The 26,212-nt window shown below is 65.5% G+C and carries 15 protein-coding genes; 10 read left to right on the top strand and 5 right to left on the bottom strand.

What is annotated here, in order from left to right; genetic code table 11:
* Positions 1–14 precede the first annotated feature (14 nt).
* Positions 15–1,355, bottom strand: coding sequence for a phosphoglucosamine mutase (gene glmM, locus ACTRWG_RS16630; RefSeq protein ID WP_462829630.1), 1,341 nt, complete (start codon positions 1,353–1,355; stop codon positions 15–17).
* 204 nt (positions 1,356–1,559) lie between these two features.
* Here glmM and wecB point away from each other — a divergent pair, with 204 nt between their 5' ends.
* Positions 1,560–2,675 (top strand): non-hydrolyzing UDP-N-acetylglucosamine 2-epimerase, encoded by a 1,116-nt coding sequence (gene wecB, locus ACTRWG_RS16635; protein WP_462829631.1) that lies wholly within the window; start codon positions 1,560–1,562, stop codon positions 2,673–2,675.
* Positions 2,676–2,709: 34 nt separating this feature from the next.
* Positions 2,710–3,969 carry a UDP-N-acetyl-D-mannosamine dehydrogenase gene (gene wecC, locus ACTRWG_RS16640; RefSeq protein ID WP_462829632.1) on the top strand — a complete coding sequence of 420 codons (1,260 nt, stop codon included), beginning with the start codon at positions 2,710–2,712 and terminating at the stop codon, positions 3,967–3,969.
* An 84-nt stretch (positions 3,970–4,053) separates the two neighbouring features.
* On the opposite strand, the gene ACTRWG_RS16645 is transcribed toward wecC, so the two are convergent.
* Positions 4,054–5,235: a DUF2793 domain-containing protein gene (locus tag ACTRWG_RS16645; RefSeq protein WP_462829633.1), complete on the bottom strand. Its 1,182-nt coding sequence runs from the start codon at positions 5,233–5,235 to the stop codon at positions 4,054–4,056.
* A 282-nt stretch (positions 5,236–5,517) separates the two neighbouring features.
* Here ACTRWG_RS16645 and ACTRWG_RS16650 point away from each other — a divergent pair, with 282 nt between their 5' ends.
* The gene (locus ACTRWG_RS16650; RefSeq protein WP_462829634.1) at positions 5,518–7,728 is read left to right on the top strand and encodes a calcium-binding protein; all 2,211 of its coding nucleotides are present in this window, start codon (positions 5,518–5,520) and stop codon (positions 7,726–7,728) included.
* A gap of 20 nt (positions 7,729–7,748) precedes the next feature.
* Here ACTRWG_RS16650 and ACTRWG_RS16655 read toward each other — a convergent pair whose 3' ends face one another.
* Positions 7,749–8,939, bottom strand: a complete 1,191-nt coding sequence (locus tag ACTRWG_RS16655; RefSeq protein ID WP_462829635.1) for a right-handed parallel beta-helix repeat-containing protein — start codon at positions 8,937–8,939, stop codon at positions 7,749–7,751.
* A gap of 533 nt (positions 8,940–9,472) precedes the next feature.
* On the opposite strand from ACTRWG_RS16655, the gene rfbF reads away from it, so the two are divergent.
* The 5 genes from rfbF to ACTRWG_RS16680 all read left to right on the top strand — a co-directional run bounded on the left by rfbF (position 9,473) and on the right by ACTRWG_RS16680 (position 15,722).
* Positions 9,473–10,249 (top strand): glucose-1-phosphate cytidylyltransferase, encoded by a 777-nt coding sequence (rfbF, locus tag ACTRWG_RS16660; RefSeq protein WP_259959492.1) that lies wholly within the window; start codon positions 9,473–9,475, stop codon positions 10,247–10,249.
* Between the two features lie 2 nt (positions 10,250–10,251).
* Entirely contained in the window at positions 10,252–12,594 is a 2,343-nt protein-coding gene (locus ACTRWG_RS16665; protein ID WP_462829636.1) for an NAD-dependent epimerase/dehydratase family protein, read from the top strand.
* Positions 12,591–13,766: a class I SAM-dependent methyltransferase gene (locus tag ACTRWG_RS16670; RefSeq protein WP_462829637.1), complete on the top strand. Its 1,176-nt coding sequence runs from the start codon at positions 12,591–12,593 to the stop codon at positions 13,764–13,766. The genes ACTRWG_RS16665 and ACTRWG_RS16670 overlap by 4 nt, the downstream gene beginning before the upstream one ends.
* Positions 13,763–14,938, top strand: coding sequence for a class I SAM-dependent methyltransferase (locus ACTRWG_RS16675; protein WP_462829638.1), 1,176 nt, complete (start codon positions 13,763–13,765; stop codon positions 14,936–14,938). The genes ACTRWG_RS16670 and ACTRWG_RS16675 overlap by 4 nt, the downstream gene beginning before the upstream one ends.
* 193 nt (positions 14,939–15,131) lie before the next feature.
* Complete coding sequence (locus tag ACTRWG_RS16680; RefSeq protein WP_259959495.1) at positions 15,132–15,722, top strand: polysaccharide biosynthesis/export family protein; 591 nt, start codon at positions 15,132–15,134, stop codon at positions 15,720–15,722.
* 126 nt (positions 15,723–15,848) lie between these two features.
* On the opposite strand, the gene ACTRWG_RS16685 is transcribed toward ACTRWG_RS16680, so the two are convergent.
* Complete coding sequence (locus tag ACTRWG_RS16685; protein ID WP_462829639.1) at positions 15,849–16,835, bottom strand: nucleotidyltransferase family protein; 987 nt, start codon at positions 16,833–16,835, stop codon at positions 15,849–15,851.
* Positions 16,836–16,839: 4 nt separating this feature from the next.
* A complete protein-coding gene (locus ACTRWG_RS16690; RefSeq protein WP_462829640.1) occupies positions 16,840–17,922 on the bottom strand; it encodes a hypothetical protein in 1,083 nt (360 codons plus the stop codon).
* Between the two features lie 773 nt (positions 17,923–18,695).
* On the opposite strand from ACTRWG_RS16690, the gene ACTRWG_RS16695 reads away from it, so the two are divergent.
* Together ACTRWG_RS16695 and ACTRWG_RS16700 are read left to right on the top strand one after the other, a co-directional pair.
* Positions 18,696–24,434 carry a cadherin-like domain-containing protein gene (locus ACTRWG_RS16695; protein WP_462829641.1) on the top strand — a complete coding sequence of 1,913 codons (5,739 nt, stop codon included), beginning with the start codon at positions 18,696–18,698 and terminating at the stop codon, positions 24,432–24,434.
* A gap of 125 nt (positions 24,435–24,559) precedes the next feature.
* Entirely contained in the window at positions 24,560–25,465 is a 906-nt protein-coding gene (locus tag ACTRWG_RS16700) for a glycosyltransferase family 2 protein (protein ID WP_259973124.1), read from the top strand.
* Positions 25,466–26,212: the final 747 nt, after the last annotated feature.

A 26,212-nucleotide genomic window follows, 5' to 3' on the forward strand; every position in this document is an offset into this window, starting at 1 on the left:
TTCCGGGCTGCGGCTCACCCGGCTTCCGCAACCGTCTGCGCCACATTGGCCACCACGGCCTGCAGCAGCGCCTCGTCCGGGCTCTCGCCCATCACCCGGATCAGCGGCTCGGTGCCGGACTTGCGGATCAGCAGGCGGCCGCTGCCGTTCAGGTCGGCCTCGCCGCGGCGGATGGCCTCCTGCACGGCGGCCTGGTCCAGCGGGTTCTGCCCCGGTTTGTAACGGACGTTCTGCAGCAGCTGCGGCACTGGTGTGAACTGGCGGGTCAGGCGGCTGGCCTTCTCGCCGGTTTCCTTCAGCAGCGCCAGCACCTGCAGCCCGGCCAGCAGGCCGTCGCCGGTGGTGGTGTTGTCGGTGATCACGATGTGGCCGGATTGCTCGCCGCCCATGTTGAAGCCGCCCTGGCGCATTTCCTCAACCACATAGCGGTCGCCCACCGCGGTGCGGCGCAGGGTGATGCCCTGATCCGCCAGATAGGTCTCCAGGCCGAGGTTCGACATCACCGTGGCAACAAGGGTGTTGCGGTTGAGCCGGCCCTGGCGCGCCCAATGGGAGGCCAGCAGCGCCATGATCTGGTCGCCGTCCACCACCGTGCCGGTTTCGTCCAGCATGATGATGCGGTCGGCGTCCCCGTCCAGGCAGATCGCCAGGTCGGCGCCGGTTTCCAGCACCGTCTTTGCTGCCAGCCCGGGGCTGGTCGAGCCGCAGCCGTCGTTGATATTGTAGCCGTTGGGCGCCACGCCGACCGGGATGACCTCTGCGCCCAGTTCCCAGAGCACTTCCGGGGCGGCCTTGTAGGCAGCGCCATTGGCGCAATCGATCACGATTTTCAGCCCGTCCAGCCGGGTCCGGCCCGAAAGCGTGGTCTTGGCATATTCGACGTAGCGTGCGGCGGAGTCGTTCAGCCGGGTGACCCGGCCGAGATGGTCCGTGTCCGTGGCACTGGTGCCGGCGGCCAGGATGGCCTCGATCTCCTGCTCGGCGGTGTCCGACAGCTTGAAGCCGTCGGGGCCGAAGAACTTGATGCCGTTGTCATGATGCGGGTTGTGGCTGGCCGAGATCATCACGCCCAGATCGGCGCGCATCGAGCGGGTCAGCAGGCCCACCGCCGGGGTCGGCAGCGGCCCCAGTGCAAAGACGTCCATGCCGGCCGCGGTGAAGCCGGCCGTGAGGGCGTTTTCCAGCATGTAGCAGGAGCGCCGGGTGTCCTTGCCGATCACCACGCGCCGGGTCTGCGAGGTGGCGTTGAAATACTGGCCGACGGCGGCAGCGAGCTGGACCATGAAGGGGGCGGTCATGGGGCCTGTGTTGGCCCGGCCACGAATGCCGTCGGTCCCGAAATACTGTCTTGTCATCGCTGCTGATCCTCTTTATCTGCTGGCCTGCAGCCCGGTTCTGGGCCGGATTGTTCCGGCTTTCTCCTAGCGGCAGGGCAAGCTGTCTGCAATCCGCCCGGCTTGCTTTTGCGCAAAACCCCGCTGAAAAAGTGACAGGTTGTAATTCAAGCCAGAGTTGCTAAGAGAACCGCGTTTCCAGCGCGTCTCAAAGAGGGTCTGAAGTTGAAAATTCTTATGGTGTTTGGCACCCGTCCGGAGGCCATCAAGATGGCGCCTGTCGTCAAAAAACTGCAGGCAACCGAGGGGCTTCAGGTGGACGTGTGCGTGACCGCACAGCACCGTGAGATGCTGGATCAGGTCTTGCAGCTTTTTGGCATCACGCCGCGATTCGACCTGAACGTGATGAAGCCGGGCCAGGATCTGACCGATATCACCTCTAGGATCATTTTGGCGTTGCGTGATGTTTTAAAGGAACACCATTACGACCGGCTGCTGGTGCACGGCGATACCACCACCACAATGGCGGCGGCGATGGCGGCCTTTTACGCGCAGGTGAGCGTGGGCCATGTCGAAGCCGGGCTGCGCACCGGAAACATCTATGCGCCCTGGCCGGAAGAGATGAACCGCATGCTGGTGGGCCGGATGGCGGACCTGCATTTCGCCCCCACCGAAACCGCCCGCCAGAGCCTGCTGGCCGAGAATGTGGCGGACGGAAACATCATCGTCACCGGCAACACGGTGATTGACGCGCTGCAGCAGGTGGTGGCCCGGTTCGGCAGTGATACGGCGCTGAATGAAGAGATGCAGGCCCGCTTCTCCTTCCTGGAAGAGGGCAAGCGGATGATCCTGGTGACCGGCCACCGGCGGGAAAACTTCGGCCAGGGGTTCGAGAACATCTGCCAGGCGCTGCGCGGGATCAGCGAAGAAAGCGATGTGCAGATCGTCTACCCGGTGCATCTGAACCCCAACGTGCAGGAGCCGGTGAAGCGGATCCTGGGGGATGCCACGGCGGTGCATCTGATCGAGCCGCAGGACTACCTGCCGTTTGTCTGGCTGATGCAGCGGTCGCATTTCCTGATCACCGACTCCGGCGGTGTGCAGGAGGAGGCGCCGAGCCTCGGCAAGCCGGTCCTGGTCATGCGCGACACCACCGAACGCCCGGAAGCGGTCGAGGCGGGCACCGTGCGCCTGGTCGGCACCGATCCGGAGAAGATCCGCAGCGAAGCGCTGCGGCTGCTGAACGATCCGCAGGCCTATGACGGGATGGCCCGCGCCCTGAACCCCTATGGCGACGGCAAAGCGTCCGAGCGGATTGCCGCGGCGCTGACCCGCGACTGAGCAGAATTTCAAATACCTGGATAATGAGGACAAGATGTTTGATCGTATCTCGATGATTGGTTTGGGCTATATCGGCCTGCCGACTGCCGCCCTGTTTGCTGCCCGGGGGGTCGAAGTCATCGGTGTCGATGTCTCCCCCAAGGTGGTTGAGACGATCAATGCAGGCAAAATCCACATCGTTGAGCCGGAGCTGGACGGGATCGTTCACAAGGCGGTCACCGATGGCAGTCTGCGCGCAACCCTCGAGGCAGAGCCGGCAGAGGCGTTTGTCATTGCCGTGCCCACGCCGTTCCGGGAAGGCTATGAGCCGGACCTGAGCTACATCCAGTCGGCGGCCAATATGATTGCCCCGGTGCTGAAGGCGGGCGATCTGGTGGTGCTGGAAAGCACCTCGCCGATTGGTGCCACCGAGCAGATGGCGGCCTGGCTGGCCGAGGCGCGGCAGGATCTGAGCTTCCCGCAGGATGCCGGCAATGACGCTGACGTGCAGGTGGCGCATTGCCCCGAGCGGGTGCTGCCCGGCCATGTGGTGCGCGAACTGGTGGAGAATGACCGCATCATCGGCGGCATGACCGAACGCGCCAGCGAGATGGCGATCGCGATGTACAAGAAGGTTGTGCAGGGCGACTGCATCGTCACCGACGCCAAGACCGCCGAGATGTGCAAGCTGACCGAGAACAGCTCGCGCGATGTGCAGATCGCCTTTGCCAATGAACTGTCGGTGATCTGCGACAAGTTCGGCATCGACGTCTGGGAGCTGATTTCGCTGGCCAACCGCCACCCCCGCGTCAATATCCTGCAGCCGGGCGCCGGTGTCGGCGGCCATTGCATCGCTGTGGACCCCTGGTTCATCGTCGCCTCCGCCCCGGAAGAGGCCAAGCTGATCCGTGCCGCCCGCGACGGCAATGACGGCAAGCCCAAATGGGTGCTGCAGAAGGTGCGCGATGCGGTCATGGATGTGCTGGCCGCAGAGCCGTCCCGGTCCATGGGGGATATCAAGGTTGCCTGCCTGGGCCTGGCGTTCAAACCGGACATTGACGACCTGCGTGAAAGCCCCGCTCTGGGGATCACCGCGGAGCTCAGCAAACTGGGCTGCCAGGTGCTGGCAGTAGAGCCGCATATCGAGGCGCTGCCCGCCCGGCTGGGCGAAGGCGGCATCGTGCTTGCGGATCTGGAACAGGCGCTGGCCGCGGCCGATGTGGCCTGCGTGCTGGTCAAGCACTCTGCCTTTGCGGGCCTCAAGGACAAACTGCCGGAAGGGCTGAAGCTGATCGACGTGGTCGGGCTGGCGTAACCCGGGCTGCCGCAAAACGGGCCGCGATTGCAGTCGCGCGCCCCGCGGCCAGGGCGCCAAAGGGCAAGGCCTCGCCCGCCGCCCTCACCGGACCAGCCATTCCTCCACCTCCGCAGAGATCTGCCGCATCCGGATCCAGCCCGGCGCTGCGGGCTGGCCGTGGCGCAGCCGGAGCTTGCCCAGAAGACCCGCCAGCGCCCATTCCGGGCGCTCTGACCGCGGCACGTAAGGCTGTGACGGGTCATAGGCAGGGTTTTCCTGCCGCTGGCCTGCCGCATCGCGCAGCAGGCCGCCATAGGCGTCGCGCCGCCAGCGGTGCTTCCATTCGCCCAGATCGCCGTCGCCGATCACCGCCGGATTGCTGCTGATCACGCCGATGGGCACCTCTCCGGGCTGCGCCGGGCGGATTTTGGCGCCTTCCAGCACCACCGACAGCCCGCGGCGGTCCTCGGCGTCCGGGTTGCCGTCGGCCCATTCGAACCATTCCGCGTAATCGGCGCCGCCGCCGGACCAGGCGCCGGAGCAGCTGCCGTTGCCGTCCGCGCCAAGCCGGAAGCCGGTGCTGCCATCGCCTGCCAGCAGGTAGTCGTCGCTGCCGCCCAGGATCTCCAGATGCGCCGCCGGGCTGGCGGTGCCGAATCCTGCGCGCCCGTTTGCCTGCAGCGCCAGCGCGGTGCTCCAGCTGCTGCCATCGGCGGAGAGTTTCACCGAGAAATCGTCATTGCCCGCCAGCCCCATCTCGGCCCGGCCGCTCCAGCCCGACTGGAACAGCACGGAGGCGGTGTCGCTGCCGGCCGCCTTGTTCACCTTGAGCTGGTGGCCGCTGCCGGCATGGGTCAGCAGCGTTGCCGGGCCGGACACCGACAGCGGGTTGGCGGCATCCGCCGCGGTGCCCACCCCGATCCGGGCCAGGTTCTGGGTTGCGGCAGGCGGTAGCACCCAGGCGCTGCCGTCCCACACCCGCAGCTCCGCATCCGCCAGGCTCCAGGCGCGCCAGCCGGGCCGGGGGGCGAGGAACAGCCAGCCCTCGCCCTGCCAGACCGCGATCCCGCCGGCATGGCCGGCCCAGGCCGCCTGCGGCGCCGCCCCCAGCGCATGGGTCTCGCCCGGGGCCGGGCTGGCGGGCGGGGTGGCGGCATCGAACCCTTCGACGCTGAGCTGCACCAGCGCATCCAAAAGCTGCAGCGCCTCGTTGTGGGTCACATGTTTCTGCGCCTGGGAGGGCATCAGATAGGGCAGGGCGAGAATCGGCGAGGTCTGGGTCATGGAACAAGGGCTCCGGCAGTGGCGGGAAACGGGATCCGCGCCAGAGTGCCAGAGCCGGGTCAAGCGGGCGCTAACGGGGCGTGCGCCGGGGGCGCAACGGCCGCGGGCAGGGCGCCGTTGCGCTCCCGGCGGGGCCACCTGTTCCCGCCCCGTTCCCGGCCTGTTCGCGCAATTGTCGTCAATCTGTAAACAATGTCCCCGATTTTGCCCGTTTTGCTTCCCGTTTTGCGCCCGGCGGGCCCGCCAGGGTCTGCCCCGGTCGCAAGCGCAAAGGAGCAGGTCATGGCACTGGCATTCACCGGACGGTTCGGCACGGAAGATCTGATTTTCGGCACCGATCTGCGCGATCTGGAAATCGCGGTGCAGGACGGCCAGGCCGTGCTTTATGCCATCACCGGCCTCAACGGCGGCATCAGCCGCTGGCAGCTGGCAGGCGATGGCAACCTGCCGCAGCTGGCGGGCCAGCAGCTGCACGGCCAGGCCGGCTTGCGCACCGGCCCGTTCCAGCTGGCCGAGGCGGGCGGCGCGGTGCGGCTGGTGCAGGAGGGGACCAGCCAGGGCGCGCTGACCTATTATGAGCTGTCGGGCGGCGGCAGCCTGGGCGGCCAGCAGCGCGAGGCGCTGGCAGGCGCCGATGCGGGCGGCTTTGGCGCGGTGGCGCTGCTGGAGCTGGCGGGCGGCAAATCGGCGTTTTACGCGGTGGGGGCCGCCAACGGCGCGCTGCAGGGCTGGCAGCTGGATGCGGCGGGCGGTGTGCAGGGCTGGCAGCTGGATGCGGCGGGCGGTGTGCAGGGCGCCGCCGCGGCTGCGGGCGGCAGCAGCGAATACCGGCTGGATCCGGCGGCGCTCTTGGCCACGGTGCAGGCGCCGGGCGGCCCGGTGCTGCTGGCGGCGGATGCGCAAGGCCTGCACAGCTACCGCGCCGATGCCGCCACCGGCGCCTTGGCCCCGGCCGATGATCTGGGCGCGGCGCAGGGGCTGTCCGTCTCCGGCATCACCGCGCTGGAAAGCTTTGAGTCCGGCGGCAAGGCCTGGGCGCTGATCGGCGCCGCGGGCAGCAGCTCGCTCACCCTGGTGCAGGTGAAGGCGGACGGGGACCTGCGGTTCGAGACCCAGCTGATGGACACCGCGCTGACCCGCTTTGGCGGCGTCGCGGCGCTGGAGGTGGTGGAGGCGGAGGGCCATCTCCTGGTGCTGGCAGCGGGCAATGACGGCGGCCTGAGCCTGTTCACCCTGGCGCCGGAGGCCGGGCTGATCCACCTGCAGAGCCTGGAGCATATGCCCGGGCTGCAGAACGTGACCGCGCTGAAAGCGGCGGTTGCGGGCGGCGCGCTGCAGGTCTTTGCCGCCTCCGGCACTGAGGGCGGCATCAGCCAGTTCACCCTGCCGCTGGCGGATCTGGGCGATGTGCGGCTGGCGGCGGCGGGCGCGGCGCGGCTGGACGGCAGCGCCGGCAATGACGTGCTGGACGGCGGCCGCAGCAGCGCGGACATCTTTGGCGGGGCCGGCGACGACGTGCTGGTGGCAGGGGCCCGCGGCGGCACGCTGGACGGCGGCCGCGGCGCCGATGTCTTTGTCATCAACCCGGCCGCCGGAGCGGTGACGGTGCGCGGCTTCACCCCCGGCGAGGACCGGCTGGACCTGTCGCTGTTCGAGGGCCTTTACAGCGCCGCCGGGCTGAACACCCGCGGGCGCAGCTCCGGCATCGAGATCGAAGCGGGGGAGACCCGGATCCTGCTGGTGCAGGAGGGCGGCGGCGCGCTGGCGCTGGAGGATGTGTTCGGTCCCTCGCTGCAGTTTGCCTTCCCGGAGCGGCAGGACCCCGGCGTGACCCTGCCCGGCGGCGGGTTTTACGGCGGCCGCGGCAGCGACCGGATCGCGGGCACCGGCGGCAACGACCTGCTGGACGGTCTGGCGGGCGGTGACCGGCTGGCGGGCGGCGGCGGCACCGATACCCTCAAGGGCGGCAGCGGCGATGACCTGCTGAAGGGCGGCAGCGGCAGCGACCGGCTGGACGGCGGCAGCGGCAACGACATCCTCAAGGGCGGCAGCAGCAACGATCTGCTGAAGGGCCGCAGCGGCGAGGACCGGCTGATGGGCGGCGGCGGCGCCGATATCCTCAAGGGCAACGGCGGCAGCGACCTGCTGAAGGGCGGCGGCAGCGATGACCGGCTGATCGGCGGCGGCGGTGCCGATATCCTCCAGGGCGGCAGCGGCGATGACCTGCTGAAGAGCGGCGGCGGCAACGACAAGCTGGCCGGGCAGGGCGGTGCCGATGTCTTTGTCTTTGCCCGCGGCCACGGCCGCGACACGGTCGCGGATTTCGTGCCGGGCACGGACCTGATCGACCTGGGCGGGGCGGCGGCGGACGGGTTTGACGGCCTGAACATCAGCCGGGCGGACGGCGGCACGCTGATCGGCACCGGGTCGGGCAGGATCTTCCTGGAGGACCTGCGCCCCGGCCAGCTGGACGCGGATGATTTCCTGTTCTGAAAGGCTCCCGGGCCGCCGGTCTAGCGCCTGGGCGCGCCGTTTGCAGCGATCGTGCCGCCGATGTTCGTGCCGGAAAGGCTGGGCGCTTCGGCCCCCAGAAAGCGCAGTTCGCTGACATTGCCGAGCAGGGAGATCCCCTCCCAGCTGATGTCATAGCCGTCCTTGATCAGGAAGGCGCGGGTGTTTTTTGCGGTGGTGCTCTCGAAGATCGAGTCGCTGACCAGGATGCCGTGCGGCATCAGATGCGCGTTGTCTTCAGTCAAGAGGCCGTTGCGGTTGAGAACGGTGACGACAATCCCGTTGGAATTGTCGATGAACTCGCTGCCCGAGATGCGGATGTTGTGGTTCTGCTTGCTGGGGTCGAAATCCGAGCGGGATTTGTACAGGCTCTTGATGTCGATGCCGCTGACGCCGTTGCCGTGGAACACCGAATTCCGCACCTGGCCGTCCTTGAAGCCGCCCGCGGTGTCCAGCCCGTCGCGGGCGTTGCCTTCAAAGAAGCTGTGCGACACCGTCATCCGCTCAGGCCCGTCGCCCGTGGGGGTGGCGGTGGTCTTGATGCCGTCGCCCAGCGAGTTCTTGAAATGGCTGCCGGTCACCTTGGCATCATCGCCGCCGACGATGCGGACCTGGTAGAAGCCGCCGTCGAAAGAGCTTTTGTCCAAGGTGAACCGGTCGCCGTTCCGCACGTCGATATGCATCGAGACATTGCCGGAAAACGAACTGTTCCGGACGGTGGCCCCATCGCCGTCGACCACCAGGACGCGCTTGGTGTGGTAATCGGTGCCTGACACCGGTTTGGCGCCGCTGTAGCCGGTTTCCGGCGCGTTCACCACGTCGAACGTCACGGTGTCCACCGTCACCCCGCTGGACAGGAGGAACAGCGCTGAGGTGTCGGTGGCCGAGGTGGTGCGCACATCCAGCCCCGCGCCCCGGGTGGCGGTGAGGGTGAAATTCTCCGGCAGCCGCAGGTTCGACCCCGAGATCTTGTAGGTGTCCTCAAGAACCAGCGTGCCGCCGGCCTTGAACGTGTTGTTCGACAGCAGATCCGCAAACGCGCCGGAGATATCCTGACCCGCGGACCAGCCGAGGCCGGACGAATAAAATGGCGGCGGCCGGAATTCCTGCGCCCCGGCGCCCGCGGCCCAAAGGCCGCAGGCCAGGAAAGCGCCGATGGCCTGTGGGCTGATGCGGGCAGAAGCATAAAGCATCGGAACTCCTTTTCTTACGGTGGCAAATGCGGCGTTGCAGCCCCCTGGCTCAAGCGGAGCGCCCTGTCTGCCTTCGGGGCCGGCGGGGCTGTTTCCAACCGGGTAAAGAATAGCGCATCCGGGCAATACGGCAAAAATCAGCGGCTCTGGCACCGCGGCGTTGCGGTCGCCGCGCGGCCGCAACGCCGCGCAAAGCCCTGCGCGGCGCCCCCGCAGGCGGCGGCCGCAAAGCCCGGCAGCCGGTGCCGGCCTTTACTTGTGAAGGTTTCGGATTACCGTTCCGTCAAGGGGGTAAATATTCTGCCCCTGCCGGGGGTCTAAGTGGTTCTGCTAAGGTCGAGATTGATCCGTATGCTGTGTTGCGAAATGCCGGAAGAATTTGCTCCGGCTCTGTCCGCGGCCAGCGTTTTTGTTTCTCCGCCGTCCCAGGAAAGGGGAGGGGCGCAGCATGGCGCTGCGCTGGCAGAAACCGTCCGGCCCGTGCCCGGCCCGGATACCAGTGTTTCCAGTAACTCCATCAAGGGAGACGTTTTATGAAAGTGGCTATTCTTGCCGGCGGCAAGGGGACCCGTCTGGCAGAAGAGACCTCCGTCAGGCCGAAGCCGATGGTGGAAATCGGCGGGATGCCCATCCTCTGGCATATTATGATGATATACTCCCACTACGGGTATAACGATTTCTCCGTCGCCCTGGGCTACAAGGGCGATTACATCAAACGCTACTTTGCCGAATACGGCACGCTGGCGGGCAGTATCACCGTCAATATGGGGCGCCCCGACCCGGTGGTGCGCCATGACCAGGAGCATGCCCCCTGGACCGTCGATCTGATCGAAACCGGCGATGAAACGCTGACCGGCGGCCGGGTCAAGCGGCTGCAGCCGCACCTGGGCAACGAAACCTTCATGCTGACCTGGGGCGACGGGGTGTCCGATGTGAACCTCGACAAGCTGCTGGCCTTTCACCGCTACCACGGCAAGCTGGCGACCATCACCGCGGTGCGCCCGCCCGCCCGCTACGGCCACATGCGGTTTGAAGGCGACCAGGTCACCGCCTTTGAGGAAAAGCCGCAGACCGCCGAGGGCTGGATCAACGGCGCCTTCTTTGTGCTGGAGCCGCAGGTGTTCGACTACATCGAAGGCGACATGGTGATGTTCGAGCACGCGCCCTTGGAAAACCTGGCCAGGGACGGCCAGCTGATGGCCTACCGCCACGACGGCTTCTGGGCGGCGATGGACACGCTGCGCGACAAGCACATCCTGCAGAAACTCTGGAATTCCGGTCAGCGCCCCTGGGCGGTTTGGGAGAAGTGAACATGCGCGTATTGGTGACAGGCCACCGGGGCTATATCGGAACCGTGCTGACCCCGATGCTGATGGCGGCGGGGCATGAGGTGACCGGCCTTGACAGCGATCTTTACGAGCGCTGCACCTTTGAGCCGGGCGGGGACATGCCGCAGGTGCCAACGATCCGCAAGGACATCCGCGATGTCGAGACCGCGGACCTGCTGGGGTTCGATGCGGTTCTGCATCTGGCGGCGCTGTCCAACGATCCGCTGGGCGATTTCCGCCCGGAAACCACCTATGACATCAATTTCGAAGGCACCATGAAAGTGGCCCGCGCCGCCAAGGCGGCGGGGGTGCAGCGGTTCGTGTTTTCCTCCTCCTGCTCCAACTACGGCGCATCGGGGGAGGATTTCATCGACGAGACCGGCGCCTTCAACCCGGTCACCCCCTACGGCGAAAGCAAGGTGAAGTCGGAGCTGGCGCTGGCGGAGCTGGCCGGCGGCGATTTCTGCCCGACCTTCCTGCGCTCTGCCACCGCCTATGGCGTCAGCCCGCGCATCCGGTTCGATCTGGTGCTGAACAACCTTGTCGCCTGGGCGGTGACAACCGGCAATATCCACATGAAGTCCGACGGCACGCCGTGGCGGCCGATCACCCATATCGAGGACATCAGCCGCGCCTTCCTGGCAACGCTCGAAACGGCACCTGAGAAAATCCGCAACGAGGCGTTCAATGTCGGCGTGACCGGGCACAATTACCAGATCCGCGAGCTGGCGGAGATCGTCGCGGATGTGGTGCCGGGCTGCAAGGTCACCTTTGCCGAGGGCGCCGGGCCGGACAAGCGGTCCTACCGGGTGAACTGCGACAAGATCCAGCGCGTGATGCCGCAGTTCAAGCCGCAGTGGGATGCGCGCCGCGGGGCGCAGTCGCTGTATGACGCCTATCAGGCGCAGAAGCTGACGCTGGAGGAATTCGAGGGGCCGCGCTATCAGCGCATCGGCCATATCAAGAAGCTGATTGCCGAAGATATCATTGATGTCACCCTGAAGCATACCCCGGCGGGCGAAGCCGCCCGCCCCCAGGAGACCCCGGACGCAGAGCAGTCGGAGTTTTCCTCCGACAGCACCCGGGCGCAGTGCATCTCCTGCGGCCACCAGGGGCTGGAGCCGATCCTCGACCTGGGGCGGATGCCGCGCTCGGACGGGCTGCTGGAGGCCATCGGGCCGGCGCAGACGGAAACCCTGGTGCCGCTGCGGCTGGGCTATTGCCCGGGCTGCACCCTGGTGCAGCTGCTGGAAACCCGCCCGGCCGAAGAGATGTTCGGCGACGACTATGTCTATTTCTCCTCCTATTCCGAGGATCTGCTGAAACATTCCCGGGAAAACGCGGAGGAGCTGATCAGAACGCACGGCCTGGGCCCGGACAGCCTGGTGGCCGAGATCGCCTCCAATGACGGCTACATGCTGCAGAATTTCCAGGCGCAGGGCATCCAGGTCCTGGGGATCGACCCCGCCAGCCAGCCCGCCAAGGCGGCGCGCGAAAAGGGGATCGAGACGGTTGTCGACTTCTTCGGCACCCGCGTTGCCGCCGGCCTGCGCGCCCAGGGCAAGCGGGCGGATGTGATTATCGCCAACAACGTGGTGGCCCATGTGGCGGACCAGAACGACCTGGTGGCCGGAATGGCGGACCTGCTGGCGGACAACGGCACCGTTGTCGTTGAATTCCCCTATGTCCGCGACATGATCGACTTCATCGAATTCGACACCATCTACCACGAGCACCTGTGCTACTTCTCGGCCGGATCCGCCAAGGCGCTGTTCGAGCGGCACGGGCTGTACCTGAACGATGTCCGCCGCCTGCCGATCCACGGCGGGTCGCTGCGGCTCTATTTCAGCAAATGCGCCGCGGTCACGGACGCGGTGCAGGGCATTCTGGCGGAAGAGCACGCGCTGGGGCTCGACCGGTTCGAGTATTACAAGACCTTCGGCGCCCGGGTGCGCGCCTTCCGCGACCAGGCCCGCAAGCTGGTGGGCACGCTAAAGGCCGACGGCAAGCGCATCGCGGCCTATGGCGCCGCCGCCAAGGGCACCATCATGCTGAACTTCCTGAACCTGAACGACCGCGCCATCGAATATGCGGTGGACAAGAACATCCACAAGCAGGGCAAATACATGCCCGGCGTGCGGATCCGGATCGACGAGCCGGAAAAGCTGATGCAGGACAAGCCGGATTACGTGATGATCCTGCCGTGGAATTTCCGCGATGAGATCATCCGCCAGCAGCGCGCCTTTCTGGAGGCGGGCGGGAAATTCGTCGTCCCGATCCCCGACCTCGAAATTGTCAGCGCCCCGGAACAGGACAGCAGCAGATGAGCGGCAAGAGCGCCTGCCCGGCCTGCAGCAGCCGGGACCTGACGGAGATCTACCGGCTGGACGCCATCCCGGTGCAAAGCTGCATCCTGCTGGAGAGCGCGGAAGCGGCGCGGCAGTTTCCGCGCCATCCGCTGGTGCTGATGTTCTGCGGCGGCTGCGGCTTCATCTTCAATTCCGTGTTCGACCTGTCGCTGGTCGACTATGCCTCCGCCACCGAGGAGAGCCAGCATTTCTCCGGCACCTTCAACCGGTTTGCCCGGGATCTGGCGGCGGAAGCGGCGTCCCTTTATGACCTGAAGGGCAAGCGGACCCTGGAAATCGGCTGCGGCAAGGGCGAGTTCCTGCAAGAGCTTGCCCGCCAGACCGGCACCCTCGGGCTGGGGGTCGACCCCGGCTTCATCCCAGAGCGCCTGCCCGGGGCGCAGGGCCAGGAGATCAGGTTCCAGCGCGAATTCTTCGATCCCGCCACCATAACCGCGCCGCCCGATTTCGTTGTCTGCCGCCACACCCTGGAGCATATCCCCGAGGTCGGCCGCTTTATGCAGGACATCGTGCAGGTGCTGGACGGGCACGCCGCCGCGGGCCTGTTCTTTGAAACGCCGGATGTGCAGCGGGTGCTGCAGGAAGGCGCCTTCTGGGACATCTATTACGAGCATTGCTCTTATTTCACGCAAGGCAGCCACGCGCGGCTGTTCCGGCGCGCGGGCTTTGATGTGACCGGGCTGTATCTGGCCTATGACGGCCAGTACATCATCCAGTACGCGGCCCCTGCGGCAGGCCGCCCGGCGCTGCCGCAGGAGGACGACCTGGAGACCGTGCGCGCCCTGGCGGCCCGGTTCCCGCAAAAGGCGGCAGAGGTCCGGCGCTATTGGACGGAGTTCGTGCGCAGCCGCCATGCCGCCGGCAAGCGGGTGGCCATCTGGGGCGGCGGCTCGAAATGCGTGTCTTTCCTGACCACCAACGGCCTTGGGGAGGAAGTGGCGCAGGTCATCGACATCAACCCGTTCAAACAGGGCAAATACCTGCCCGGCACCGGCCATCCTGTCAGCGCCCCGGACAGCCTGCAGGCGGCGCCGCCCGATACCGTGATCGTCATGAACCCGGTCTACCTGTCCGAGATCGGGGCGCAATTGTCGGCCATGGGCCTCACCCCTGAGCTGGTGGCGGTATGAGGGCCGCAGCCGCCATAGCCTGCCCGCTCTGCGCCGCGCAGAAGGCGCAGGGCATTTTCAGGCTGGAGAGCGTTCCGGTGATCTGCAATCAGCTGTGGCCGGACCGGGCGGCGGCGCGGGCGGCGCCTGCCGGGACCGTGGATCTGCAGCTTTGCACCGATTGCGGGTTCATCTGGAACAGCGCCTTTGAGCCTGCGCGCATGGCCTATGCGCCCGGCTACGAGAACGCGCTGCATTTCTCGCCCCGCTTCCAGGCCTTTGCCGCAGAGCTGGCGGCCGGGCTTGTGGCGCGGCACGGGCTGGCGGGCAAGCATGTGATCGAGATCGGCTGCGGCGACGGCTATATGCTGGATCTGCTGGCGCAAAACGGGGTGGCCTCGGCCACCGGTTTCGATCCCTCGATGGCGGGCGCGCCGTCTCCCTTCACCGCCCGCGATAACGTTGAAATTGTCGGTGAATACTTCCGCTCCGGGCAGCTGGACCGGCCGTTTGACGCGATCCTGTGCCGCCACGTGCTGGAGCATCTGGACGACCCGCTTGCCCTGCTCAGCGATATCCGCCGCGCCATCGGCAGCCGGGATGTCCCGGTTTACTTCGAAGTGCCGAATGCCGGCTGGATGCTGGAGACGGTCTCGATGTGGGACGTGATCTATGAGCACGTGGGCTACTGGAGCGCGCCGGCCCTCACCGCCCTGTTCCGCCGGGCCGGGTTCGATCCGGTGTCGGTCCGCACCGGCTATGGCGGCCAGTTCCTGATGGCCGAGGCCGTCCCGGCCCGGCCGCAGCCGGACTATCTGGACCCGGGGGCGGCGCAGGTCTGCGCATCTGCCCGGGCCTTCGGGCAGGCGGCGGATGCGGAATTGCAGCGGTGGCGCAGCAAACTGCAGGGCCGCAGCGGCAGCATCGTCATCTGGGGCGCCGGGTCGAAGGGGATCACCTTTGCCAATGCCCTGGGGGAGGCGGCGGGCGGGCTGGCGGCCTTTGTCGATCTGAACACCCGCAAGCACCAGCGGATTGCGCCCGGGGTCGCCCTGCCGGTCGTTGCACCGGAGCAGCTGGCCAGCCTCTGCCCCGCCATGGTGCTGATCTCGAACGCCTTGTACGAGGATGAAATCATTGCGCAGGTTCAGGCCGCGGGGCTGCGGCCGGAATTTGCGGTCATCGCAGGCTAGGGCGGAACCCCGCCCTGGTGTTTTGCTATCTCAAAGTGTGCATATGCCACTATGGAGGGTATGAATGAGGATTGATAGGATCAAAGCGCCGCCCTGATTTCCCCGGGCACTGTGCCGGACCGGTTCAGGTGCAGCCGGCCGGGCGGTTTCGCAGGGATCTGTTTTCAAATTTTTGTCCTCAGGGAGGTCTGCTATGTTCAAGTTGATATTCGGTTTTTTCACGGCGCTGCTTTTGGCTGCAGGCGCGCAGGCGCAAAGCGGCTACAAGATAAAGACCGGCGATACGCTGCGCGTCGAAGTGCTTGAAGATGACAGCCTGAGCCGCAGCACGCTGGTGCTGCCGGACGGGTCCATCACGTTCCCGCTGGCCGGCGGCGTGGCCGCGGCCGGGCGGACGGTCGATCAGGTCCGGAATGATCTGACAAATGCCCTGACGCCCAATTTTGCCGCCAAGCCGCGGGTGTTTGTGTCGGTCGATGCGCTGGCGGAGCCTGCGGTGCAGTCCGCTGTGGTTGTCCCCCGCGCCGTGCGCGCCGTTTACGTGATGGGGGAGATCACCACCCCCGGCATGCTGGAGGCCAGCCGCAGCACAACCCTGCTTCAGGCGCTTGCCCAGGCGGGCGGTCTGACCCGGTTTGCCGCTGACAAGCGGATTCAGCTGCGCCGGGGCAACAAGATCTATCTCTACAATTACCGCACCAATGGCGGCAGCGGCATTTCCGGCAGCACGGTCCTGGTGCCGGGCGATGTGATTGTGGTGCCCCAGCGCCGCCTGTTCGAGTAGCCTGACCCGCTCAGGCCGGCCCGCCGCCGGATGCGGCCCGGCCCCGGAGGGCAGAGGCCCCCGGAGTGAGAGGCGCCGCTGTGCCGGGCCGGATGCAGGCCCGCCGCCGCGGTTTTGCCCCGGGCCTTACCTTGGCTGGCGCAGCCACAGCCAGAACCGGGTCTGCCGCAGCCGCAGGATCATCTGCCATTCCAGCTCCGCAAGCCGGGGCAGCCGCGACCTGAGCAGCCTGCGCTGATGCAGCGCCCAGCCCGCGAGGCTGCGCGGGCCTTCGGGAAACCCCGCTCCGGGAAACAGGTGCCGGATCAGGCGGCACTGCAATTCCAGCCCCAGCTTGAACCGGTAGGTGGAGAACTTCTCCTCGACCCGCTGCCAGCCGGCCGGATCCGCGGGATCCGCGCACAGCTCGATCAGGTCGATCAGATAGCGCAGGTGGGCAAAGCCCGAGAACACGCCGCGGTCGTGCAGCATGTCATGCGCCAGGTTGGTCACCAGGCGCAAATGGGCATTCGGGATCCGCACGGCGCCGGCACCGAACGGCACCAGGCGGCTTTGCTCTTTTATGTCGCGGGCGCTGATCGTGCCGAAATAGCGTTCCGGGATCCGGTGATGGATGTCCAATGCGCCGGCAACATCCGCCCGGAAATAACTGCCCAGGGAATACTGGTTCCGGCTGTCCGGGAATTTTTCATAGCCAAGGCGGCTCAGAACGCTTTCGACAGCGGCATCCTGATCCGGGCTGGTCACGATATCCAGGTCAAAGGACATCCGCGCCACATCGGCGGCGTCCGCGGCCTGGAACAGATTGACCGCCCCCTTCATCAGGCCCGCCTCCAGCCCCTCTGCCGTCAGCGCCGTCAGGACTTCGTCAAGCTGGGCTTTCAGCATTGTGTTGCGGGTGATGTTGGCGGCGTCCACCGAGGCCAGGTAGCTCAGGGCCTCGGGGTCAACCTGCCCGGCCTGGCCGGACTGGACCAGCCGCCTGTACAGCAGCGGGCCGACAAGGTGTTCATTGGCGCAGCCGATGATCTGCTCCCAGTCCGCGTCCCGGGGCACCCGCCCCTGCAGGCAGTGCGACAAAGATTCCAGCGCAGTCGGGGGCAAAACAGGCATCTGATCAGCCGCTCCCGGCCAGGCGCCAGGCCTCCCGGGCCAGGCTGCTGGCGTGCTCAAGCCCGTCATGCCGGGCCCGGAAAAACCGCGCGGAGCGTATCAGCGCCGCCAGGGACTCAAAGCCGTCCCCCGACAGGCGGTCGTCCGCAGACCAGCAGGATGCCAGCATCATCCGGATGATGTCCTCTTCGGCGGTGACAGGCTCCAGCCCGGCCGGATTGTCCGGGCTGCGCTGCAGGAACAGCACGCAGCGGACGGGGCGCGCCGGGAATGCCCCGGCGTCCAGGGCATGGTAGCGGACCCGCTTGCCGTCCGGCCGCAGATAGGCGGGGCGGTCCTCAAGCCCCGGCAGGCGCGGCGCAAGAAGCGGCAGCGAGCCGCATTTCAGCGTCGCCGGCAGGGGCAGGGACATCACCTCGCCGCCGTGGCGCAGCACCGCCAGATCATCCCCCTCCAGGCTGAAGCCCTCTCCGTGCAGCGCAACCGACAGGGTCGACTTGCCGCTGCCGGGATCGCCGCACAGCAGCATGTGCTGGCCGGCCGCGGAAACGGTTGCGGTGTGCAGCACCGGATCCTCCGACGCCTCCAGAACCTGCGTTGTCAGCAGGTACTTCAGGGCGGCGCCGATTTCGTCCCAGCGGTGCCAGTCCGGGTCTTCCCCGGCCCAGGCCAGCCCGGCCCGCGACGGCTCCTCGACAAGGACAAGCTGGTCCGCCGCAGGCCTGTCCGCCACCAGCAGATGCCCGAAGAGGCTGCGCACCATATCAGCGGTTTTTCCGCCGGTGCAGCAAATCCCGGTGACATGGCCGCCGATCGACAGGCACAGGCGCGCGGTGACCGGAACCGGCCCGGAGCGCGGCGCCAGATAGCGCACAGCCCCCGCCTCCAGCAGCTCCATCAGCGTCTGCCGGCCATCGCCGCCGCCCGCCGAGGCGGCGCAGACGAAGTCCGCCACGCTGAGCCCGGCCGCCAGCCGGGGCCACAAGGCCACGGTCGTGTCAGACGCGTAGAACAGCTTCTGGTTCTGAGGCAGAAACAAAAAATGGCGGCTTCCGGCGCTTGCGAGGCGCACATCAGGAACGGCCATAATTTGAGCGAGGTCCAAGAAATACCCTTTCTGAAAAAACAAAGGCAGCAATAGTCAGAGGCCCGGCGGATATCCTCCGCCGGGCCCGTCCGCAAAACCTAGTGATAGTGGCTCTTACGGCGTCTCTTGCGGCCCTTCCTCTTCTTCCTTCTCTTCTTCTTCGGCTTGCCGCCGGACTTTGCGACAGCCTCGGATGACAGGCTGGTGGAGAGAAGGAAGGTCACGGCAGGCGTTGTGACAGCTGCAAAACGCCCTGCTTTCTGAAGAATTTCCCTGCGTTCAGGAGACTCCGGCTTATCTGTATGATCTGTCATTTTACTCTACTTCACTGGTACTTTGGTTTAGTCGAACACAACTAGGTCGATCAGGCTGTAAATCAGCAGCGGCGGCTTAATTTTTTTGCCGTCTCTGTTGGCTTTCCCCCCCGCCCTCAGGGTGTTTTAAAAACACCAGCTGATAAAACCTTAATAAATATTGTGGCTCCTGCTTGGGTTTGAGTCAACTCTCCGGGAGGTTCCGGCGGCGCCCGCAGAAGCAAAAAAAGCCGCAGCCGGCGCCCTGGCGGCAGGGAACCCAGGCGTGAAACCGCCCCGGGGGCGCATTGTCTGCGCAATTGGCGTTTGAGAGGGGCTGTGGTATTATGTTGCGCCATACGCAAAGTGTTTTGTCCCCTTTGCGGCCGCCTGGACACCGGGGAAACGGGCCTAGTTAGTTAAATGGGCAGGCGGCCTGCAGAGCCGCCGGGGTTACGAGTTTTTTTTGGGGGAAGTTACGTGTTTTCATCAGATGATTTCAGCGGCGGGCCGCTGGATCCGTCGGTCTGGACTGTTGAAGGTCCAGCCGGAGTCTCGGCCAGTACGGGCGCCAGCGCCACGGATGCCTATCTTGAGCTGGTGACGCCGGACGGCAATTACGACGCCTGGAAGATCAACAATTCGGCCCGCGCGATGCAGGACATCGCGGATGAGGATTTCCAGGTCGAGGCGCGCTTTCTGACCACCCCCACCGAGCGCTTCCAGCTGCAGGGGATCCTGGTGGAGCAGGACGCAGGCAACTGGGTGCGGTTCGATACCTATTCCGACGGCAATGTGCTGCGGGTCTTTGCCGGGGTGACGGTCGATGGCTCCTCGTCTTCGCGGGTCAGAGCGGTGATCCCGGCAGGGGAGGCGCAATACCTGCGGGTCGACCGCGCGGGCGACACTTGGACCTATGAATATTCCGCCGACGGCATCAGCTGGACCACGGCGGTGAGCTTCACCCACGCGCTGAATGCCACGTCGGCGGGGGTGTTTGCCGGCAATACCGCGCAGGCCGCGGGCTATACCGCGCAGGTGGATTACTTCGAGGTGGCCGGCGACCCGATCGCCGATGAGGACGGCAGCATCACCCCGGCAAACACGGCGCCTGTTGCCCAGAATGACAATTACCTGCTCGCGCCGGACGGCAGTTTGACAGTGGATGCCGGCGGCGGCGTGCTGAGCAATGACAGCGACCTCGACGGCGACCCCTTGACGGTGTCCCTGGAAACGCAGGCGGCCAGCGGAACCGTGGCCCTCAACGCGGACGGGTCGTTCTCCTATACGCCGGATGCCGGGGCCTCCGGCTCCGACAGCTTCCGCTACACGCTCAGTGATGGAACCGACAGCGTGACAGCCACCGTGACGCTGACGGCCTCCGGCCCCGGCGGCGGCCCCATTGCCCAGGATGCCCCGGTGCTGACAACCGGCACGCCGGTTTTCAGCAAGGTTATCGTGTCAACCGCCATGCCGCTGACCCACGTCGGGCTGGGGGCGGATTTCGACGGGGACGGCGACATCGACGTGGTTGCCACCTCCGAGCAGAACGATTCAGTTGTCTGGTTTGAGAACGACGGCGCGGAGAATTTCACCGCGCATGTCATCGATACCGCGCTGGAGTCCTCTTATCCGGCCTCGGTTGCCGATCTCGACCAGGACGGCGATCCGGACATTCTGGCCGGCGGGTACCGCGACGATCTGTATGTCTGGTACGAAAATGACGGCAGCGGCAGCTTTCAGCGCCACACGATCGCCGCCAAGGACGGGGCGCATTTCATCGAAGCGGCGGATATGGACGGTGACGGCGACCTTGATCTGGTGACCGCCAGCCAGGATTCAAACACCATTGCCTGGTACGAGAACGACGGCGCCCAGAATTTCACCGAGCGGGTGCTCGACAGCAATGCGATTGAGGCCAAGACAGCGGTTTCAATTGATATCGATGCAGACGGCGACCTTGACATACTGGCCGCCAGCCATGGCGATGACACGGTTGCGCTTTATGTCAACGACGGCAGCCAGAATTTCACCAAGCAGGTGGTCGATAACACCGCCGATGGCGCCTATTACGTCACCGCCGCCGACCTGAACGGCGACGGGCTGATTGACCTGGCTGCAGCGGCCAAGCTGAACAATCTGGTCATCGGCTATTTTAACACCGGCAGCGGCTTTACCAGGACCGTGCTGGCAAACAACGTCGGCGGCGTCCGGTCGGTGATTGCCGAGGATGTCGACAATGACGGCGACATCGACCTGCTGGCCGCCAGCGTCAATGACAACAGCGTGCGGTTCCTGGAGAACAACGGCAGCGGCGTCTTTGGCGCCATCACCATCGACAGCAATGCCGTGGGGGCCTACACGCCGATGCCGGCCGATGTGAACCAGGACGGGCTGGTTGATGTGATCGCCGCCAGCAAGACCGATGCCACCGTGGCGGTGCTGCTGCAGCACCGGGAGCAGTCCGCGGTCATGAACGCGGGCGAAACGCTGGCCATCGATGCCGCGCTGCTCTCGGCCACAGATACCGAGCAAAGCGCAGCTGAGCTGGTCTATACCTTGGTCACCGCCCCGGCACTGGGCGTGCTGCGGCTGAACGGCACCGATCTGGCGGCAGGCGGCAGCTTTACCCAGGCGGATGTGAACCAGGGGCTGGTTTCCTTTGCCACCACTGCCGGGACCGACGGGCTGGACGGGTTTGAGCTCGGCCTCAGCGACGGAATTTCGGCGCCTGCCAAGGTTGTCTTCGACTTCACCATCGGCACGCCTGCCTCGGGCAGCGGGCTGGTGTCGGATGATTTTGCGGGCGGCAGCCTGGATCCGGCAGTGTGGAGCATCGAAGGCCCTGCGGGCGTTTCGGCCAATCTGGCCAGCAATGCCAGTGATGCCTATCTTGAGCTGGTCACACCGAACGGCGATTATGACGCCTGGAAGACCAACAATTCGGCGCGCGCGATGCAGGACATTGCGGATGAGGATTTCCAGGCCGAGGCGCGCTTTCTGACCACGCCCGCGGACCGCTTCCAGCTGCAGGGGCTCCTGGTGGAGCAGGATGCGGACAACTGGGTGCGGTTTGACACCTATTCCGACGGCAGCGTGCTGCGCATCTTTGCGGCGGTGACGGTGAATGGAAGCTCGTCGTCGCGGATCAGTACGGTGATTCAGCCGGGCGACGCACAATACTTGCGGGTGGACCGCGCGGGCGACACCTGGACTTATGAATACTCCGCCGACGGAAGCAATTGGACGACCGGCGGCAGCTTCACCCATGCGCTGACCGCCACGTCGGCCGGGGTGTTTGCCGGCAATACCGCCCAGGCCACCGGCTATACCGCGCAGGTGGATTACTTCGAGGTGGCCCACGATCCGATTGCAGACGAGGACGGCAGCATCACGCCGGGCAACCAGGCGCCGCAGGCGGCGGATGATGGACTGGCGGTGGTGCTGGACACCGCGCTGGTGATCGGCGAGGCCACGCTGCTGTCCAATGACGGCGATCCTGACGGCGACCCCATCACCTTCGACAGTTTCACCAATCCATCCAATGGCACCCTGGCGGACAACGGCGATGGCACCCTGACCTATACCCCGGATGCGGGCTATGAGGGGCCGGACAGCTTCACCTACACCATCTCTGATGACAGCGGCCTCACGGATACCGCGGCAGTGAACCTGACAGTCTCGGCGCCGGGCAACCAGGCGCCGCAGGCGGCGGATGATGGCCTGGCGGTGGTGCTGGACACCGCGCTGGTGATCGATGAGGCGGCACTGCTGTCCAATGACAGCGATCCTGACGGCGATCCCATCACCTTCGACAGTTTCACCAATCCATCCAACGGCACCCTGACCGACAATGGCGACGGCACCCTGACCTATACCCCGGACGCGGGTTATGAGGGGCCGGACAGTTTCACTTACACGGTCTCTGATGACAGCGGCCTCACCGATACCGCGACGGTCAACCTGACGGTCTCGGCCCCGGCTGCGGGCAGCGGGCTGGTGTCGGATGATTTTGCGGGCGGAACGCTGGATCCTGCGGTTTGGACGGTCGAGGGGCCTGCCGGGGTGGCGGCGGGGCTGGGCGCCAACGCCACCGACGCCTATCTGGAGCTGATAACGCCGGACGGCAATTTCGATGCCTGGAAGACCAACAATTCAGCCCGCGCGATGCAGGACATCGCGGATGAGGATTTCCAGGCCGAAGCGCGCTTTCTGACCACGCCGACGGACCGGTTCCAGATGCAGGGGATCCTGGTGGAACAGGACGCAGGCAACTGGGTGCGGTTCGACACCTATTCCGACGGCAGCGTGCTGCGGGTTTTTGCCGGTGTGACGGTGAACGGCAGCTCGTCGTCGCGGGTCAATGCGACGATCCAGGCCGGCGATGCGCAATACCTGCGGGTGGACCGCGCGGGCGATGTCTGGACCTATGAGTATTCCGCCGACGGCAGCAGCTGGACCACGGCGGTAAGCTTCACCCATGCGCTGAATGCCACGTCGGCCGGGGTGTTTGCGGGCAATACCGGGCTGGCCGCGGGCTATACCGCGCAGGTCGATTACTTCGAGGTGGCCAGCGACCCGATCGCGGATGAGGACGGCAGCTTCACGCCGGTGAACACGGCGCCGGATGCGGTGGATGACATCCGGTTCACGGACATCGGCGCGTCGCTGGTGATCGCAACCAGCGGCCTGCTGGCCAATGACAGCGACCCCGATGGCGATCCCATCACCTTCGGCAGCTTCACCAATCCGGCCAACGGCACCCTGACCGACAATGGCGACGGCACCCTGACCTATACGCCGGACGCGGGCTATGAGGGGCCGGACAGCTTTACTTACACGATCAGCGACGACGGCGGGTTGAGCGATACTGCAGCCGTGAATGTTGCCGTGGGGCCCGTCATTGATGTCTGGTACGGGCCAACACAGACCTTCGGCCAGCCAGGAGTGCCGCAGACCTGGGTCAATATCCTGGGGGATGTGTTTGACGAGGGGCTGGTGTCGCTGAGTTACACGCTGAACGGGGGCGCAGAGCGGTCTTTGTCAGTTGGGCCGGACCAGCGCCGTCTGGAGAAAGCCGGGGATTTCAACATCGACATTGCTTATGCCGAACTGGATCCGACCGCGGCCGACGACGTGGTGTCGATCATTGCCAGATACGATAACGGCGCCACGTACACGCAGGATGTAACCATCCAGTATGAGGGCGGATCCGACTGGGATCCGAACTACTCGATCGACTGGTCCGCGGTCACGAATATCCAGGACGTGGCGCAAGTTGTCGACGGCAACTGGATGCTGACCGGTGATGGGGTGCGCCCGGATGAACTGGGGTTCGACCGGTTCATCGCCCTTGGCGATGACACATGGGACTTCTTCGAAGCCCGGGTTGCGGTCACCCCGCATGACATGTCTATCGTGGGCGGCCTGTTCGGGTTCGGGCTGTGGTGGAACGGCCATACCGATGATTCCGCCATCCAGTGGCAGCCGCTGAGAGGGTTCACCCCCTCGGAGTTCCTGTTCTACAACCAGCATACCGGCACCCCGCACTTCGAGATCTTCCCCAATACCGGCGATACCAACTATGCGCTGGCCGAAGGCACGCGGTTCAATTTCCTGATGCGGGTCGAGCAATCGGGCACCTTTGACCGGACCTACAAGATGAAGGTCTGGGAAGAGGGCACGGCAGAGCCGGTGGACTGGCTGATGGACCTGACGATCGGCTATGACGATCCGATCACCGGCTCCTTTGCGCTGGTCACCCATCATTATGATATCGAGTTCCACGATATCGACATCACCGAAATCGAAGGCGGCGATGTGACCATTGGCGATGATACCGCCGAGGTGCTGGCGGCGGTGGATGAAACCGCTCCGCTGCCGGGGCTGGGAGAGCTGGATGTCTTCACCGGCAATGGCGGCGATGATGTCTTTGTCTTCGGTGAAAACGGCACCGTCTATTATGACGACGGCGATGGCGCCACCAGCGGCGTGGACGACTATGGCTATGTCTGGGACTTCACCGCAGGCGACAAGGTGCGGCTGGCGGGAACCAGCTCGGATTATGTGCTGACCGAGGACGCCGCCGGGCTGCCGGGCGGCACCGCGATCTGGCTGGCCGGCAGCGGCGGCGATCAGGATGAGCTGATCGGTGTCATCAGCAATGTCTACGGGCTGAGCCTGACGGGAGACGCGTTTGAGTTCTCCGTCCTTGTCTGAATGCACGCCTTGTCTGAATGCCCGGCCGCCCGGAACCGCCGCGCTGCCGGGCGCAAGGCCGCCGGGGTGGCCGGGTTTGCGGGGCGGGCTATGTCGAGCATGGGTACCGGTAAACGAGTGAGCAGATGACAGATATTTCCGCGGCGCCGGCCTGCAGCATCGGGCTGCCGGTCTACAACGGCGAAAACTACCTGGAGCAGGCCATTCAATCAGTGCTGGCGCAGAAGTTTCAGGACTTCGAGCTGATCATCTCCGACAATGCCTCAACCGATGGCACCGAGGCGATCTGCCGCCGCTTTGCAGAGCAGGATCCGCGCATTCTCTATGTGCGGCAGCCGCGCAATATCGGCGCCGCCAAGAACTACAATTATACCTTCCACCTGGCCCGCGGCGAATATTTCAACTGGCTGGCCCATGATGACATTCTGGGCCCCTCCTTTCTGCGGGCCTGCCTGCAGGGGTTCGAAGAGCATGGTGACGGGGCAGTCCTGGTCTACCCGTCGTTCAAATATATTGACGAAGCCGGGCGGGAAGCCGCGGCAAAGGCGGCGGCCTGCGTGGAGACCTCTGCCCGCACGCCGGCCCGGCGGCTTTATGAAACACTGGACCAGCTGGGGATCGTGACCTCGGTGTTCGGGATGTTCCGGCGGGACATGCTGGCCCGCACGCGCCTGATCGGCAGCTATATCGCTTCGGATTATGTGCTGCTGGCCGAATGCGCCCTGCTGGGGCATATCGTCCGGCTGGAGTGTGCGCCGCAGTTTCAGCGCAGGCTGCATAAGGATGGCTCGCAACGGGCCAACAAGACGCCGGACGCGGTGGCAAAATGGTTTGATCCGGATGCGGTTGCGGATCCGCGCCCCGCGCGCCGGCTGACACGGGAATATCTGAACGCTCTTTGCCTGACCCCGGGGCTCTCCGCGCCGGACCGGCTGTCGGCCCTGTTCGCCTTGGCCGCACAGCGGCTGAAACTGAAGATGCAGGTCCGCAAGAAACAGAGGGTGCGGCGGCTGAAAAAGCACGCGGTCTAGGGTCAGGCGGGCCTTGGCCCGCCAATGCCGGCAGGTTTCCGGTCCGAAACTGCACAAGCAAAGCCTCTGCAAAGCCTCTGCACCGGGGGGGCGGGCGCCGCCCGGCCTGAAAGGCTGCGATTCGCAATTTCGGGTCATTATATGCTGCGGGCCGGATGCCGCGCTCTGCCAGGCTGCGGCCAAGCGCTTCTGCGGGCAGAGTTTTTGCTTGCGGCCTTGCCGCTGGCCCCGCTTCCCAAGTGTGACAGGAGGCAGGATACACCGGCTCCACTGTTACAGAACAACCCCGCTTTTTCCCAGACTTTCAACGCCCGCGCTTGAGCGGGTTCCTGCCGTTGCGCGGTTCTTTGCGAACGTTTTGCGGGGCGAGCGGCTGAAACAAGCCGGCTTCCCGGCCGGATCCGATCGGGCCTTTTCGCACAGGCTGGCGGCAACTAGGTCGCTGCAAGGTTTTTACCAGTCCGCTTTCCGGCGGTGAGGGAGCTGAGACATCTGCAGCATCCGGGATCTGTCCCGGTGCTTCAGGCCCGTCTCCAGGGCCCGCCCCCGGTCAGTGCTGTTTCGGAATGTAAGAGTGTCGGCCGCACCACTCGGCGGCTGATTGCCAGTGAAAGGAAATCACATGACCGTTTGGCATTCGTCTGACCTCGGCTGGTCCGCGGGTCAGGATGTCTCCAGCGCGTTTGCGTCGCTGCTGTCGAGCAAGAAATTCAAGGCCGGCGACACGCTGGTTCTTGAGGACACCTT

The organism is Leisingera sp. G5_S3_59_S7, assembly GCF_054968485.1.

Bases quoted from the DNA above. Each gene is read 5' to 3' on its own strand.
- glmM (WP_462829630.1), bottom strand. From the start codon at position 1,355: ATGACAAGACAGTATTTCGGGACCGACGGCATTCGTGGCCGGGCCAAC.
- wecC (WP_462829632.1), top strand. From the start codon at position 2,710: ATGTTTGATCGTATCTCGATGATTGGTTTGGGCTATATCGGCCTGCCG.
- ACTRWG_RS16645 (WP_462829633.1), bottom strand. From the start codon at position 5,235: ATGACCCAGACCTCGCCGATTCTCGCCCTGCCCTATCTGATGCCCTCC.
- ACTRWG_RS16650 (WP_462829634.1), top strand. From the start codon at position 5,518: ATGGCACTGGCATTCACCGGACGGTTCGGCACGGAAGATCTGATTTTC.
- ACTRWG_RS16655 (WP_462829635.1), bottom strand. From the start codon at position 8,939: ATGCTTTATGCTTCTGCCCGCATCAGCCCACAGGCCATCGGCGCTTTC.
- rfbF (WP_259959492.1), top strand. From the start codon at position 9,473: ATGAAAGTGGCTATTCTTGCCGGCGGCAAGGGGACCCGTCTGGCAGAA.
- ACTRWG_RS16665 (WP_462829636.1), top strand. From the start codon at position 10,252: ATGCGCGTATTGGTGACAGGCCACCGGGGCTATATCGGAACCGTGCTG.
- ACTRWG_RS16670 (WP_462829637.1), top strand. From the start codon at position 12,591: ATGAGCGGCAAGAGCGCCTGCCCGGCCTGCAGCAGCCGGGACCTGACG.
- ACTRWG_RS16675 (WP_462829638.1), top strand. From the start codon at position 13,763: ATGAGGGCCGCAGCCGCCATAGCCTGCCCGCTCTGCGCCGCGCAGAAG.
- ACTRWG_RS16680 (WP_259959495.1), top strand. From the start codon at position 15,132: ATGTTCAAGTTGATATTCGGTTTTTTCACGGCGCTGCTTTTGGCTGCA.
- ACTRWG_RS16685 (WP_462829639.1), bottom strand. From the start codon at position 16,835: ATGCCTGTTTTGCCCCCGACTGCGCTGGAATCTTTGTCGCACTGCCTG.
- ACTRWG_RS16690 (WP_462829640.1), bottom strand. From the start codon at position 17,922: ATGGCCGTTCCTGATGTGCGCCTCGCAAGCGCCGGAAGCCGCCATTTT.
- ACTRWG_RS16700 (WP_259973124.1), top strand. From the start codon at position 24,560: ATGACAGATATTTCCGCGGCGCCGGCCTGCAGCATCGGGCTGCCGGTC.